Origin of the sequence: Pelomicrobium sp. G1, assembly GCF_051905455.1 — a bacterium.
In the GTDB taxonomy this organism is placed as follows: Bacteria; Pseudomonadota; Gammaproteobacteria; order Burkholderiales; family UBA6910; genus Pelomicrobium.
Window position 1 is genome coordinate 1 of sequence record NZ_JBQACR010000025.1, and the last position, 15,290, is coordinate 15,290.

11 protein-coding genes, 1 tRNA gene and 1 pseudogene are annotated in these 15,290 nt (G+C 65.0%); all 13 read right to left on the reverse strand.

Going from position 1 to position 15,290, the window contains the following annotated elements:
• Positions 1–94: 94 nt before the first annotated feature.
• Positions 95–2,185 (reverse strand): elongation factor G, encoded by a 2,091-nt coding sequence (gene fusA / locus ACTFO6_RS16935; protein ID WP_439935623.1) that lies wholly within the window; start codon positions 2,183–2,185, stop codon positions 95–97.
• Positions 2,186–2,209: 24 nt separating this feature from the next.
• Positions 2,210–2,680, reverse strand: a complete 471-nt coding sequence (gene rpsG / locus ACTFO6_RS16940; protein ID WP_333840078.1) for a 30S ribosomal protein S7 — start codon at positions 2,678–2,680, stop codon at positions 2,210–2,212.
• Positions 2,681–2,715: 35 nt separating this feature from the next.
• On the reverse strand, positions 2,716–3,093 hold the full coding sequence (gene rpsL, locus ACTFO6_RS16945) for a 30S ribosomal protein S12 (RefSeq protein ID WP_333840080.1): 378 nt from the start codon (positions 3,091–3,093) through the stop codon (positions 2,716–2,718).
• Positions 3,094–3,284: 191 nt separating this feature from the next.
• Entirely contained in the window at positions 3,285–7,526 is a 4,242-nt protein-coding gene (gene rpoC, locus ACTFO6_RS16950; RefSeq protein ID WP_439935624.1) for a DNA-directed RNA polymerase subunit beta', read from the reverse strand.
• Positions 7,527–7,649: 123 nt separating this feature from the next.
• Positions 7,650–11,723, reverse strand: coding sequence for a DNA-directed RNA polymerase subunit beta (gene rpoB, locus ACTFO6_RS16955; RefSeq protein WP_439935625.1), 4,074 nt, complete (start codon positions 11,721–11,723; stop codon positions 7,650–7,652).
• A 250-nt stretch (positions 11,724–11,973) separates the two neighbouring features.
• Positions 11,974–12,357, reverse strand: a complete 384-nt coding sequence (rplL, locus tag ACTFO6_RS16960; RefSeq protein WP_333840084.1) for a 50S ribosomal protein L7/L12 — start codon at positions 12,355–12,357, stop codon at positions 11,974–11,976.
• Between the two features lie 57 nt (positions 12,358–12,414).
• The gene (rplJ, locus tag ACTFO6_RS16965) at positions 12,415–12,945 is read right to left on the reverse strand and encodes a 50S ribosomal protein L10 (RefSeq protein WP_439935626.1); all 531 of its coding nucleotides are present in this window, start codon (positions 12,943–12,945) and stop codon (positions 12,415–12,417) included.
• Between the two features lie 11 nt (positions 12,946–12,956).
• On the reverse strand, positions 12,957–13,652 hold the full coding sequence (gene rplA / locus ACTFO6_RS16970) for a 50S ribosomal protein L1 (protein WP_439935627.1): 696 nt from the start codon (positions 13,650–13,652) through the stop codon (positions 12,957–12,959).
• 1 nt (position 13,653) lies between these two features.
• Positions 13,654–14,085, reverse strand: a complete 432-nt coding sequence (rplK, locus tag ACTFO6_RS16975) for a 50S ribosomal protein L11 (RefSeq protein ID WP_439935628.1) — start codon at positions 14,083–14,085, stop codon at positions 13,654–13,656.
• Between the two features lie 12 nt (positions 14,086–14,097).
• Positions 14,098–14,631 (reverse strand): transcription termination/antitermination protein NusG, encoded by a 534-nt coding sequence (nusG, locus tag ACTFO6_RS16980; RefSeq protein WP_333840088.1) that lies wholly within the window; start codon positions 14,629–14,631, stop codon positions 14,098–14,100.
• A complete protein-coding gene (gene secE / locus ACTFO6_RS16985) occupies positions 14,628–15,002 on the reverse strand; it encodes a preprotein translocase subunit SecE (protein WP_439935629.1) in 375 nt (124 codons plus the stop codon). The genes nusG and secE overlap by 4 nt, the downstream gene beginning before the upstream one ends.
• A gap of 72 nt (positions 15,003–15,074) precedes the next feature.
• A tRNA-Trp gene (locus ACTFO6_RS16990) sits at positions 15,075–15,147 on the reverse strand.
• Positions 15,148–15,211: 64 nt separating this feature from the next.
• Positions 15,212–15,290 (reverse strand): annotated as a pseudogene (locus ACTFO6_RS16995) (elongation factor Tu); the annotation flags it as partial.

A 15,290-nucleotide genomic window follows, 5' to 3' on the forward strand; every position in this document is an offset into this window, starting at 1 on the left:
CTTGCCATGATCCACGTGCCCAATCGTGCCTACGTTCACATGCGGCTTCTTGCGCTCAAATTTCTCCTTGGCCATGACTGTTTCCTTCCGACGACTATTTCTTGTTGATGATCGCTTCCGCGACGTTGCGGGGCGCCTCGGCGTAGTGCTTGAACTCCATCGTGTACGTGGCGCGGCCCTGGGTAAGCGAGCGCAGCGTGGTGGAGTAGCCGAACATCTCGGCAAGCGGCACCTCGGCGCGGACCACCTTGAAGCCAGGTCGGTCCTCCATGCCCTGCACGATGCCACGGCGGGAGGACAGGTCGCCCATGACGTTGCCCATGAATTCCTCGGGAGTCTCGACCTCCACCGCCATCATGGGCTCGAGCAGCGTCGGGTTCGCTTTCCTGAGCGCCTCCTTGAAGCCGATGGAGGCCGCCATCTTGAAGGCGTTCTCGTTCGAGTCCACTTCGTGATAGGAGCCGTCGAACAGCGTGACTTTGACGTCCACGATCGGGAAGCCGGCCAGCACGCCGTTGGGCAGCGTGTCCTCCAGCCCCTTCTGCACCGCCGGGATATACTCCCGCGGAACGACGCCGCCCTTGATGGCGTCGACGAACTCGAAGCCCTTGCCGGGCCCGTTGGGCTCCACCCGCAGCCACACGTGGCCGTACTGGCCGCGGCCTCCGGTCTGCTTGATGAACTTGCCCTCGGCCTCGGCGGCCTTCTTGATGGTTTCCCGGTAGGCGACCTGGGGAGCGCCGACGTTGGCCTCGACGCCGAACTCCCGCCGCATCCTGTCCACGATGATCTCCAGGTGCAGCTCGCCCATGCCGGAGATGATGGTCTGGCCGGATTCTTCGTCGGTGCGTACGCGAAACGACGGATCCTCCTGGGCCAGACGGGAGAGGGCGATGCCCATCTTTTCCTGGTCCGCCTTGGTCTTCGGCTCCACTGCCACGTGGATCACCGGCTCCGGGAACTCCATGCGCTCGAGGGTGATAACGTTGTTCGGATCGCACAGGGTATCGCCGGTGGACGCGTCCTTGAGCCCCACCACCGCCGCGATGTCTCCCGCCCGGACCTCCTTGATCTCGGCGCGCTCGTTGGCGTGCATCTGCAGCAGGCGCCCGATGCGCTCCTTCTTCCCCTTGACCGGGTTGAAGACGGTGTCGCCCGAATTGAGGACCCCGGAATAGACGCGCAGGAAGGTGAGCTGGCCCACGTACGGGTCGGTCATGATCTTGAACGCGAGGGCCGAGAACGGAGCCTCGTCCTTCGCTTCCCGCTCGCCAGGCTGGCCGTTTTCCAGCACGCCCTTGACCGGGGGAATGTCGGCTGGCGACGGCAGGTAGTCGATCACCGCATCCAGCATGGCCTGCACGCCCTTGTTCTTGAACGCGGAACCGCACAGCATGGGCACGATTTCGAACGAAATGGTGCGGCTGCGCAGCCCTTTCTTGATGTCCTCGACGGAGAGATCCCCTTCCTCGAGATATTTGTTCATCAGCTCCTCGTCGGCCTCGGCGGCGCTCTCCACCATCTTGTCGCGCCACTCCTGGGCCTGGTCCCGCAGGCTCCCCGGGATGTCCTTGAGCTCGAACTTCATCCCTTGGGTGGAATCGTCCCAGTAGATCGCCTTCATGCGCACCAGGTCGACCACGCCTTCGAACTTCTCTTCGGCTCCGATCGGAATCTGGATCGGAACCGGGTTGGCCTTGAGCCGGGCCCTCATCTGCTCGAAGACCCTGAAGAAGTCGGCTCCCTGCCGATCCATCTTGTTGACGAAAGCCAGCCGGGGCACGCGGTACTTGTTGGCCTGGCGCCAGACCGTCTCGGACTGGGGCTGCACGCCGCCCACCGCGCAGTAGACCATGCACGCGCCGTCGAGCACCCGCATCGAGCGCTCCACCTCGATGGTGAAGTCCACGTGCCCCGGCGTGTCGATGATGTTGATCCGGTGCTCCGGATAGTTCTGGTCCATGCCCTTCCAGAAGCAGGTGGTGGCGGCCGAGGTGATGGTGATCCCGCGCTCCCGCTCCTGCTCCATCCAGTCCATGACCGCGGCGCCGTCGTGCACCTCCCCGATCTTGTGGGAGACACCCGTATAGAACAGGATGCGCTCGGTGGTCGTGGTCTTGCCGGCATCGATGTGGGCGCTGATGCCGATGTTGCGATAGCGCTGGATGGGGGTTGTGCGTGGCACTGCTGAAGACTTCCTGGTTGGACGTTAAAACCGGTAGTGACTGAAAGCCTTGTTGGCCTCGGCCATGCGATGCACTTCCTCGCGCTTCTTCACGGCGCCGCCGCGGCCCTCCGCCGCCTCGCTAAGCTCGTTAGCCAGCCGCAGGCCCATGGACTTCTCGCCGCGCTTGCGCGCCGCGTCGCGGATCCAGCGCATCGCCAGCGCGGTGCGGCGCACCGGGCGCACTTCCACCGGCACCTGATAGTTGGCCCCGCCGACGCGCCGGCTCTTCACCTCCACCATCGGCCGCACGTTGGCGAGCGCCTGGGAGAAAACCTCCAGCGGGTCCTTGCCCGAGCGTTTCTGTATTTGCTCCAGCGCGCCGTAGACGATGCGCTCGGCGACCGATTTCTTGCCCCGGGTCATGATCACGTTGATGAACTTGGCTACTTCCTGGTTCCCGAACTTCGGATCCGGAAGAACTTCGCGTTTCGGAACTTCTCTGCGTCGCGGCATAGCGCTTCCTTACACCTGTCCTTGGGTTGCGGCCCTCAGGCGGACTTCGGCCGCTTCGCCCCGTACTTGGAGCGGCCCTGCTTGCGGTCCTTGACGCCGGCGGTGTCTAGGCTGCCGCGGACGATGTGGTAGCGGACCCCGGGCAGGTCCTTAACCCGTCCCCCGCGGATCAGGACCACGGAATGTTCCTGGAGATTGTGCCCTTCCCCGCCGATGTAGCCGATGACTTCGTAGCCGTTGGTCAGGCGCACTTTGGCCACTTTGCGCAGCGCCGAGTTAGGCTTTTTCGGCGTCGTGGTATAGACACGCGTGCAAACGCCGCGCTTCTGGGGGCAGCCCTCGAGCGCCGGCACCTTGCTCTTCGCCCGCTTGGGCTCGCGGGGCTTGCGTACCAGCTGGTTGACTGTTGGCATGGTTGACCTTGTTTGCCGAAACCGAGCGCCGGGCATCTGGTTAGCGCCCGACCGCGCCTGACGTTCCAAAAAGCCGGGACGGCATGAATGCCGTCCCGTCCTCACCGAATTCAGCCGCCTTCGAGAGGGCCGGCAAGCGAGCCCGGCCACCCGAAAAAGACTGTGAATTTTATGGGGTTAACAACGCGCTGTCAAGCAACGTGCGCCTGGTCCTGGGCCTGTCCTCCCTCGGTTTCCAGCGCCTCGGCCCCCTCGGCCACCTCTGCCCCCAGCGCCTGCCGGCGCCGCAGGTTGTGGTAGGCGAGGCCCGTTCCCGCCGGTATGAGGCGGCCGACGATGACGTTCTCCTTGAGCCCGCGCAGCTCGTCCCGCTTGCCCATGATCGCCGCCTCGGTGAGCACGCGGGTCGTCTCCTGGAAGGAGGCCGCGGAGATGAACGAATCGGTGGAGAGCGAGGCCTTGGTGATGCCGAGCAGCATGTATTCGTAGGTCGCGGGCTTCTTGCCCTCGGCCTCCAGCCGCTCGTTTTCCTCCAGCACCTCGGCGCGCTCCACCTGCTCGCCGGGGATGAACTTGCTGTCGCCGGCGTCGGCGATCTGCACCCGACGCAGCATCTGCCGCACGATCACCTCGATGTGCTTGTCGTTGATCTTCACGCCCTGCAACCGATAGACGTCCTGCACCTCGTCGATGACGTAACGGGCCAGCTCCTCCACGCCCTGCAGGCGCAGGATATCGTGGGGATCCTTCGGGCCGTCCACGATCATCTCGCCCTTGTTCACCACCTGGCCGTCGTGCACCAGGACATGCTTGTCCTTCGGTATCAGGAACTCATGGGCCACCCCGTCCAGATCGGTGATCACCAACCGTTGCTTGCCCTTGGTGTCCTTGCCGAAGGAGACGGTACCGGTGACCTCCGCCAGCATGCCGGCGTCTTTGGGCGAGCGCGCTTCGAACAGCTCCGCCACCCGCGGCAAGCCGCCGGTGATGTCGCGTGTCTTGGAGGTCTCCTGGGGAATGCGCGCCAGCACTTCCCCGACGCCCACTTCCTGCCCGTCGCGCACCGTGATGATGGAGCCGATCTGGAAGGTGATGGTGACCGGCACGTCGGTGCCGGCCACTCTCACCTCCTGGCCGTCCCTGTCCAGCAGCTTGACCAGGGGCCGCAATCCCTTGGTCTGGGCCACGCCGCGCCGCTTGGGATCGATCACCACCAGGGTCGAAAGCCCCGTGACCTCGTCGATCTGGCGAGCCACGGTCACGCCTTCTTCCACGTTTTCGAACTTGATGGTGCCCGCGTACTCAGTGATGATCGGCCGAGTGTGGGGATCCCAGTTGGCAAGCATCGTGCCGGCCTTCACCGTCTGGCCGTCCTTGACCAGCAGTGTCGCGCCGTACGGAATCTTGTGCCGCTCGCGCTCGCGACCGCCCTCGTCCTGGATGAGCACCTCGCCATTGCGCGAGATCACCACCTGCTCGCCCCGGGCGTTGGTCACGTAGCGCATGCCCGCGGAGAAGCGCACCGTGCCGTTGGATTTGCTTTCCACGTGGCTCGCCGCGGTGGTTCGCGACGCGGCGCCGCCGATGTGGAACGTGCGCATGGTGAGCTGGGTTCCCGGCTCGCCGATCGACTGGGCGGCGATGACCCCCACGGCCTCGCCCACGTTGACCAGGGTCCCGCGCCCGAGATCGCGCCCATAGCACTTGGCGCACAGGCCCCAGCGGGTCTCGCAGGTGAGCGGCGTGCGCACCCGCACCTCGTCGACGCCCAGCGCCTCGACCTGGTCCACCAGGTTCTCGTCCAGCAGCGTCCCGGCGGGAACCAGGACATCGCCCGTGTCCGGGTTGATGACGTCCACCGCGGTGACGCGCCCGAGGATGCGCTCGCGCAAGGGCTCTACCACCTCCCCGCCCTCCACCAGCGCCTTCATGGAGAAACCGTTGGTGGTGCCGCAATCGGCCTCCGTGACCACCAGATCCTGGGTCACGTCCACCAGACGCCGCGTCAGATAGCCGGAATTGGCGGTCTTGAGCGCCGTGTCCGCCAGGCCCTTGCGCGCGCCGTGGGTGGAGATGAAGTACTGCAGGACGTTCAGGCCCTCGCGGAAGTTGGCGGTAATCGGGGTCTCGATGATGGATCCGTCGGGCTTGGCCATCAATCCCCGCATGCCGGCAAGCTGCCGGATCTGGGCCGCCGAGCCCCTGGCGCCGGAGTCGGCCATCATGTAGATGGAGTTGAACGACTCCTGGGTGACCACGTTGCCCTTCTTGTCGGTCATCGGGACCCGCTGCTTCTTCCTCGGGTCCCATTGCATGACCTGCTCCTGGCCAAGCTGGTCCATCATCGCCTTGGCCACCTGGTCGGCCGCCCGACCCCAGATGTCCACCACTTTGTTGTAGCGCTCCCCCTGGGTCACCAGGCCCGAGGTGTACTGGGCCTCGATCTCCTGCACCTCCTTCTCGGCTTGGGCGATGATCTCGGACTTCTGGGGTGGCACCAGCATGTCGTCGACGCAAATCGAAAGCCCCGCGCGCGTCGCCAGGGAGAAGCCCGTGTACATGAGCTGGTCGGCGAAGATCACCGTTTCGCGCAAGCCGCAGCGGCGGAAGCTCATGTTGATCAGCCTGGAGATCTCCTTCTTCTTGAGCGGCTTGTCGATCAACTGGAACGGCAAGCCAGCGGGCAGAAGCTCCGAGAGCAGCGCCCGGCCCACCGTGGTGTCGTAACGGGTCCACTTCTCCCGCTTGTCGCCATCGGGTCCGATCTCGTACTCGCGGATGCGCACCTTGATGCGCGCGCCGAGCTCCACCTGCCTGGTCTCGTAGGCGCGCGCCACCTCGGCCACGTCGGCGAAGGCCATGCCCTCGCCCATGGCGCCGATCTTCTCCCGCGTCATGTAGTACAGGCCCAGCACGATGTCCTGGGAAGGAACGATGATCGGCTCGCCGTTGGCCGGGGACAGGATGTTGTTGGAGGAGAGCATGAGGGTGCGCGCCTCCATCTGCGCTTCCAGAGACAGGGGCACGTGCACCGCCATCTGGTCGCCGTCGAAGTCGGCGTTGAACGCCGTGCACACCAGCGGATGGAGCTGGATCGCCTTGCCCTCGATCAGCACCGGCTCGAACGCCTGGATGCCGAGGCGGTGCAGGGTGGGCGCGCGGTTGAGCAGCACCGGATGCTCGCGGATCACCTCTTCCAGGATGTCCCACACCTCGGGGGCTTCCTGTTCCACCATGCGCTTCGCCGCCTTGATGGTGGTGGCGAGCCCCAGCACTTCCAGCTTGTGGAAGATGAACGGCTTGAACAGCTCCAGCGCCATCTTCTTGGGCAGGCCGCACTGATGGAGCTTCAACTGGGGCCCCACCACGATCACCGAGCGGCCCGAGTAGTCCACCCGCTTGCCCAGCAGATTCTGACGGAAACGGCCGCCCTTGCCCTTGATCATGTCAGCCAGGGACTTGAGCGGGCGCTTGTTGGCGCCGGTCATGGCCTTGCCGCGGCGGCCGTTGTCGAGCAGCGAATCCACCGCCTCCTGGAGCATACGCTTCTCGTTGCGCACGATGATGTCCGGAGCCTTCAGCTCCAGCAGCCGTTTTAGGCGGTTGTTGCGGTTGATCACGCGGCGGTAGAGGTCGTTCAGGTCGGAGGTGGCGAAGCGCCCGCCGTCCAGGGGCACCAGCGGCCGCAGCTCCGGCGGCAGCACGGGCAACACTTCCAAGATCATCCATTCCGGCTTGATCCCGGACTTCTGGAAGGCTTCCAGCACCTTCAGGCGCTTGGCGATTTTCTTGATCTTGGAGTCGGAGCCCGTGGCTTCCAGCTCCTGGCGCAGCTTTTCGATCTCCTTGTTGAGGTCAAGGGTGCGCAGCAGCTCGCGGACACCCTCGGCGCCCATCTGGGCGGTGAAATCGTCCCCGTATTCTTCCACCTTGCTGAGGTAATCGTCCTCCGTCAGTAGCTGGCCGCGGTGCAGCGGGGTGAGGCCCGGGTCCACCACCACGTAGGCCTCGAAGTACAGGACGCGCTCGATGTCGCGCAATGTCATGTCCAGCACCATCCCCATGCGCGAAGGCAGGGATTTGAGGAACCAGATGTGGGCCACGGGCGAGGCGAGCTCAATGTGGCCCATGCGCTCGCGGCGCACCTTGGACAGGGTCACCTCGACGCCGCACTTCTCGCAGATCACGCCGCGATGCTTGAGCCGCTTGTACTTGCCGCACAGGCACTCGTAATCCTTGACGGGACCGAAGATCTTGGCGCAGAACAGCCCGTCCCGCTCCGGCTTGAACGTGCGGTAGTTGATGGTCTCGGGCTTCTTGACCTCCCCGTAAGACCAGGAACGGATCTTCTCGGGCGACGCCAGGCCGATCTTGATGGCGTCGAATTCCTCTTCCTGGGTGACCTGCTTGAACAGATCCAGCAGTGCTTTCATAGCGTCTCCGATGGCGCGTCAACGCAACAATTCGAAAATCTCCGCCGCAGGCAGCGCAAGAACCAGGAGGGATGACGATGCGAAAGCCCCTGTGCCTGCGCGCGCCTGCGGTCCGTGCCCACGTCAGTACCGCTCCAGATCGATGTCGATGGCGAGGGAGCGGATCTCCTTCACCAGCACGTTGAACGACTCGGGCATGCCGGCATCGATCTTGTGCTCCCCCTTGACGATGTTCTCGTAGACCTTGGTCCGGCCGGTGACGTCGTCCGACTTGACGGTGAGCATCTCCTGCAGCGTGTAGGCCGCTCCGTAGGCTTCCAGCGCCCACACCTCCATTTCGCCGAAGCGCTGTCCCCCGAACTGGGCCTTGCCGCCGAGGGGCTGCTGGGTCACCAGGCTGTAGGGGCCGGTGGAGCGGGCGTGCATCTTGTCGTCCACCAGATGGTGGAGCTTCAACATGTGCATGTAGCCCACCGTTACCTGGCGGTCGAACGGATCCCCCGTGCGACCGTCGTACAGGGTCACCTGGCCCGAGCGCGGCAACCCGGCCAGCTCCAGCATCGACTTGATCTCCTCCTCGGTAGCCCCGTCGAAAACCGGCGTGGCGAACGGCACGCCGTGCTTGAGGTTGTGGGCGAGCTCCAGCACCTCCTGGTCGGAGAGCTGGGACAGGTCTTCCTGCCGCCCGCTCGAGTTGTAAATCAGGTTGAGCGCCTTGCGCAGGTCCGCGATCTTGGCATGGGCCTTGAGCATCTCGCCGATCTTGAGGCCCAGCCCCTTGGCGGCCCAGCCGAGATGGGTTTCCAGGATCTGGCCGACGTTCATGCGCGACGGCACCCCCAAAGGATTGAGCACGATGTCTACGGGCGTGCCGTCGGCCATGTAGGGCATGTCCTCCACCGGCACGATCTTGGATATGACCCCCTTGTTGCCGTGGCGCCCCGCCATCTTGTCGCCCGGCTGCAGCCGGCGCTTGACGGCCAGGTACACCTTGACCATTTTGATCACGCCGGGCGGGAGCTCGTCGCCGCTGGTGAGCTTCTTCTTCTTCTCCTCGAACATGCGCTCGAATTCCTGCCTCTTCTGGGCCAGGCTTTCCTTGATCTGCTCGAGCTGCAGGGCGGCTTCTTCGCTGGCGAGCCGGATGTCGAACCAGTGGTGCGGGTCCAGGCTGTCCAGGTACTCCTTGGTGATCCGCGCGCCTTTGGCCAGCTTCTTCGGCCCGCCGTTGGCGGTCTTGCCGCGCAGCAACCGCTCCAGGCGCTCGAAGGCGTCTGCCTCCACGATCCGGAGCTGGTCGGCCAGGTCCTTCTTGTAGCGCTTGAGCTCCTCGTCGATGATCTGCTGGGCGCGCTTGTCCCGCTGGATTCCTTCCCGGGTAAAGACCTGCACGTCGATGACGGTGCCGGACATGCCCGACGGCACCCGAAGCGAGGTATCCTTCACATCCGAGGCTTTCTCGCCAAAGATGGCGCGCAGCAGCTTTTCCTCGGGGGTGAGCTGGGTCTCGCCCTTGGGCGTCACCTTGCCCACCAGTACGTCGCCCGCCTCCACCTCGGCGCCGATGTAGACGATGCCCGATTCGTCGAGCCTGGCGAGCTGCGCCTCGGAGAGGTTGGAGATGTCGCGGGTGATTTCCTCCGGCCCGAGTTTGGTGTCGCGGGCCACCACCGAGAGCTCCTCGATGTGGATGGAGGTGAAGCGGTCCTCCGCCACGACCCGCTCCGAGATCAGGATCGAGTCCTCGAAGTTGTAGCCGGTCCACGGCATGAAGGCCACCAGCAGGTTCTGGCCGAGGGCGAGTTCCCCCAGGTCCGTCGAGGCCCCGTCCGCGATCACGTCGCCGCGGGAGATCACGTCGCCCACCTTGACCACTGGGCGCTGGTTGATGTTGGTGTTCTGGTTGGAGCGGGTGTACTTGGTCAGGTTGTAGATGTCCACGCCCACTTCGCCCGCGCGCGTCTCCTTGTCGTGCACCCGCACCACGATGCGCGTGGAGTCCACGTAGTCCACCATCCCGCCGCGGCGCGCCCGCACCACGGTGCCCGAGTCCATAGCCGCCACGCCCTCGATGCCGGTGCCCACCAGCGGCTTCTCCGGTCTCAGGCACGGCACCGCCTGGCGCTGCATATTGGAGCCCATGAGCGCCCGGTTCGCGTCATCGTGCTCGAGGAAAGGGATGAGCGATGCGGCAACGGAGACGATCTGGGCCGGCGCCACATCCATGTACTGGATGCGGTCGGGCGTCGCCAGCATGAACTCGTTGTGGTGCCGGCAGGAAACTAGGTCGCTCACGAACCTGCCGTTCTTGTCCAGCTCCGCGTTCGCCTGGGCGATCACGAACTGACCCTCCTCGATGGCGGAAAGGTACTCGATCTGGTCGGTCACCCGGCCGTTTTCCACCTTGCGATAGGGCGTTTCGATGAAGCCGAACTCGTTGATCCTGGCATAGAGGGCGAGGGAGTTGATGAGGCCGATGTTGGGGCCTTCCGGCGTCTCGATGGGGCACACGCGCCCGTAATGGGTCGGGTGCACGTCCCGTACCTCGAAGCCGGCCCGCTCGCGGGTGAGTCCCCCGGGACCTAGCGCCGACACGCGCCGCTTGTGGGTGATCTCCGACAGGGGGTTGGTCTGATCCATGAACTGGGAGAGCTGGCTCGAGCCGAAGAACTCCCGGATCGCCGCCGAAACCGGCTTGGCGTTGATCAGATCGTGGGGCATCAGGTCCTCGGACTCGGCCTGGGACAGCCGCTCTTTGACCGCCCGCTCGACCCGTACCAGCCCGGCGCGGAACTGGTTCTCCGCCAGCTCGCCAACCGAGCGTACGCGCCGGTTGCCCAGGTGGTCGATGTCGTCGATCTCGCCGCGGCCGTTGCGCAGGTCCACCAGGATCTTGATGACCGCGATGATGTCGTCCTTGGTCAGGGTGTTGGGACCGGTGAGATCGTTGCGCCCGACCCGGCGATTGAACTTCATGCGCCCGACCGGGGACAGGTCGTAGCGGTCCTCGCTGAAGAACAAGCCGTTGAACAGGGTCTGCACCGCCTCCTCGGTGGGCGGCTCGCCCGGGCGCATCATGCGGTAGATGGCCACCATGGCCGCCATCTGGTCCGGCGTATCGTCGATGCGCAGGGTCTGGGAGACATAGGGTCCCTGATCCAGGTCGTTGGTGTAGATGGTTTTCACCCCCCGGATCCCGGCCTCCCGCAGCTTGGCGAGCAGCTCCTCAGTGATCTCGTCGTTCGCCCGGGCGATGAGCTCGCCCGTCTCCTGATTCACCACGTTATGGGCGAGCACCCGGCCCACCAGATACTCGTCCGGCACCGTGAGCTTGTGGATGCCCGCCTGCTGGATCTCCCGCACGTGCTTGGCGGTGATGCGCTTGTCCTTCTGGACGATGACCTTGCCGCCCTTTCCCAAGATGTCGAACCGCGCCACCTCGCCCCGCAGCCGCTCGGGCACCACCTCGAACTCGATGCCTTGGTCGCCGAAATGGAACACGTCCTTTTCGAAGAAGGTGTCGAGGATCTGCTCCGGCGTCATGCCCATCGCCTTGAGCAGGATGCTCACGGGCATCTTGCGCCGGCGATCGACCCGGAAATAGAGGTAGTCCTTGGGGTCGAACTCGAAGTCAAGCCAGGAGCCGCGATACGGGATCACCCGCGCCGAAAAGAGCAGTTTCCCCGAGGAGTGGGTCTTGCCCCGGTCGTGCTCGAAAAACACCCCCGGCGAGCGGTGCAGCTGGGAGACGATCACCCGCTCGGTGCCGTTGATGACGAAGGAGCCCGTGGCCGTCATGAGCGGTATCTCGCCCATGTAGACCTCCTGCTCCTTCACCTCCTTGACCGTGGGCTTGGAGGCCTCCTTGTCGAGGAGGGCGAGCCGCAGCTTGGCCCGCAGCGGCGCGGCGTAGGTCAAGCCCCGTTGCTGGCATTCCTTGACGTCGAACGGCGGCTCGCCCAGGGTGTAGCTCACGAATTCCAGCCGGGCGTTGCCCGAATGGCTGACGATCGGGAAGATCGAGGTGAAGGCGGCCTGCAGCCCCTGGTTCTTGCGCTTGTCCGGCGGGGTGTCCGCCTGGAGGAAGGCGCTGTAGGAGTCCAGCTGCGTCGCCAGCAGGAACGGGATGTTCAGCACGCTGGCGCGCTTGGCGAAACTCTTACGGATCCGTTTTTTCTCGGTAAACGAGTACGTCATAGCTTCTCCGCCACGGGAAGGGGCAAGAACGGAAGTCGAAAGACCGGCATGTCCGCCTCAAAGTTTGCGGCCGTCGTTCGACTGTTTGACACTTCGCGCGAACCCGGGGCCCGCGCACAAAGCAACGCCTGCTTGGCCGTCACAAGTGGCAACAGGCCGGCGGGAAACCGCCAGCCTGCCTCCTTCGCTCGGCGCGCCAGGGGAACGCGCCCGTCTCGACCAATCGTTTTTTCCGCCGAGCTCAACGAGCTTACTTGATCTCCGCTGCCGCGCCGGCCTCGGTCAGTTGCTTGACGATGGCCTCCGCGTCGGCCTTGGAGATGCCCTCCTTGACCGGCTTCGGCGCCCCGTCCACCAAGTCCTTGGCCTCCTTAAGCCCAAGGCCCGTGATCTGGCGCACCACCTTGATCACGTTCACCTTGTTGTCGCCGGCGGCCTTGAGGATGACGGAAAATTCGGTCTGTTCCTCGGCCGCGGGCGCCGCCGCCCCAGCCGCTGCGGGGGCGGCCACGGCTACGGCGGTGGCGGCGGCGGAGACGCCGAATTTCTGCTCCATCTCCTTAATGAGCTCGGACAGCTCGAGCACGGTCATGTTCGCGATCGCGTCCAGGATCTCAGCTTTGGCTACTGCCATGATGCGCTACTCCTTGAGTCGAGAGGTTGAAATTCTTGAGCGTGCCTGGGCCGCCGCTCAAGCGGCCTGCTTCTGTTTCTGATCGCGCAGCGCCGCGAGCGTCCGCACGAAGCGGGCGGGCACCTCGTTGAGCGTGCGCACGAACTGCGCCACGGGCGCCTGCATGGTACCCAGGAGCTTGCCGAGCAGCTCTTCCCGGCTCGGCAACTGGGCCAGGCTCGAGACGTCCTTGGCGGACATCACCTGATTGCGCATGGCCCCCGCCTTGATGACGAACTTTTCGTTCGCCCTGGCGAACTCGTGCAGAACCTTCGCCACCGCCACCGGGTCGGGACTGATCCCGTAGGCGAGCGGCCCCGACATGTGCTCGGCAAGCCCGGCGAACGGGGTGTTGGCCACCGCCCGGCGCGCCAGGGTGTTTTTCAACACCCTCAGGTAGACACCGGATTTGCGCGCCGACGCCCGCAGGCTGGTCATGTCCGCAACGGTTAGCCCGCTGTACTCGGCCAGCACCACCGCCTGGGCGTTCGCCAGGCGCTCACCTACCTCCGCCACGACCGCCTGCTTCTGTTCCAGCTTCAGAGCCAAGGTCGTTCTCCTCACGCGTTCAAACTCGTGTGATCCACCCGGATCCCGGCGCCCATCGTCGGGGAGACGGAAATCCGCTTCAAATACACCCCCTTGGCGCCGGCCGGGCGGGCCTTCTGCAGCGCCTCCACCAGTGCCGTCAGGTTCTGCTTGAGCGCCTCCACTGGGAACGACGCTCGCCCGATGCTGCAGTGGACGATCCCCCCCTTGTCCGTGCGGTACTGGACCTGCCCCGCCTTGGCGTTCTTCACTGCGGTGGTCACGTCCTGGGTGACCGTGCCTACCTTCGGGTTGGGCATGAGCCCTCGGGGGCCCAGGATCTGGCCCAGTTGTCCCACCACCCGCATGGCGTCCGGCGTGGCAATGGCCACGTCGAAGTCGATTTTCCCGGCCTTCACCTGTTCGGCCAGATCTTCCAAGCCCACCAGGTCGGCGCCGGCCGCCTTCGCTTCCTTGGCCTTCTCTCCCTGAGTGAAGACCGCCACCCGCACCGTCTTGCCGGTGCCCGCGGGCAGCACCACCGAGCCCCGCACCAGCTGGTCGGACTTGCGCGCGTCCACCCCCAGGTTGATGGCCACGTCGATCGATTCGTCGAACTTGGCGGTGGCCGTCTCCTTGGCGAGCTGGAGCGCCTCCAGCACCGGGTAGGCGCGGCTTCGGTCAATCCGGGCGTGGAGGTTCTTAAATCGTTTGCTCACGCGCGCCATGTCACGCTCCCTCCACCTCGACACCCATGCTGCGGGCGCTGCCGGCGATGGTGCGCACCGCCGCGTCGAGATCCGCCGCGGTCAGGTCCGGCATCTTGGCGGTGGCGATTTTCTCCACCTGGGCGCGGGTAAGCTTGCCCACCTTCTCCAGGTGAGGCTTGGCGCTGCCTTTCTCGATGCCGGCTTCCTTCTTGATCAGCACCGACGCGGGCGGCGTCTTCAGAACGAAGGTGAAGCTCTTGTCCGCATAGGCGGTGATGATGACCGGCACCGGAAGGCCGGGCTCCATGCCCTGGGTCTGGGCGTTGAACGCCTTGCAGAACTCCATGATGTTGAGCCCGCGCTGGCCCAGCGCCGGGCCGATGGGCGGGCTGGGATTCGCCTTCCCCGCCGGCACCTGCAGCTTGATGTACCCGACGATCTTCTTTGCCATCTCGACTCCTTATCAAGCCTTTTCCACTTGCCCGAAGTCTAGCTCCACCGGCGTCGAGCGGCCGAAGATGGACACCGCGACCCGCAGCTTGCTCTTGTCGTAGTTCACGTCTTCCACGGTGCCGTGGAAGTCGGTGAACGGGCCCTCCTTGACGCGCACCATCTCCCCCACCTCGAACAGAACCTTGGGCTTGGGTTTCTCCACCCCTTCCTGGATCTGGCGCAGGATCGCCTCCACCTCCTTGGCGCTGATCGGCGTGGGTTTCGTGGCCGTGCCGCCGACGAAGCCTGTCACTTTGGGCGTGCTCTTCACCAAGTGCCAGGTCTCGTCGTTCATCTCCATCTCCACCAGCACGTAGCCCGGGAAGAACTTGCGCTCGGAGATGGACTTCTGCCCCCCCTTCATTTCCACCACTTCTTCCACCGGAACCAGGATCTGGCCGAACTTGTCCTGCATGCCGGAGCGCTCGATGCGCTCCTTGAGGGCCCGCGCGACGCTTTTTTCGAAGCCGGAGTAGGCGTGCACTACGTACCAGCGCTTGCTCATGCGCTCCCCTCGCCCATCAACCACCTCACCACCAGCAGCAAGCCGGCGTCCACGAGCCAAAGGAAGACCGCCATCACCATGACGAAAGCGAGCACCACGCCCGTCGTCTGCAGCGTCTCCTTCCGCGTGGGCCACACCACCCGCTTGGTTTCCTCGACGGACTCCCGGGCGAATTCCACGAAGCGGGCCCCCGGTGCCGTGAACCAGCCGACGGCGGCGGCCGCTCCCAGGCCCGCCAGCACCGCCAGCACCCGCAACACCAGGACGGCGTCGCGCAGGTAGTAAAAGCCCGCGATCCCGGCTACCACGCATAGACCCGCCAGGGTCAGCTTGATCTTGTCGGCGACCGTTACGCCGTTCGTATCACTCATGGGTTTGTCTTCCGGGATTGCCAGCCGGGCGGCGCAAGGCAGCCGTTTCGCCCGCCTCACGGGAGGCCCGGGCAGGCCAGGAGGGTCTCGAACCCCCAACCTTCGGTTTTGGAGACCGACGCTCTACCAATTGAGCTACTGGCCTATCTCAAGTCCGTGAAACGCCGCCCGCGAGGGGTCCTTGAGACTTCGTCCCCCTGCTACACGGTTCATTCGATGATTTTCGCCACCACGCCGGCGCCCACCGTGCGCCCGCCCTCGCGGATGGCAAAGCGCAGCCCCTCCTCC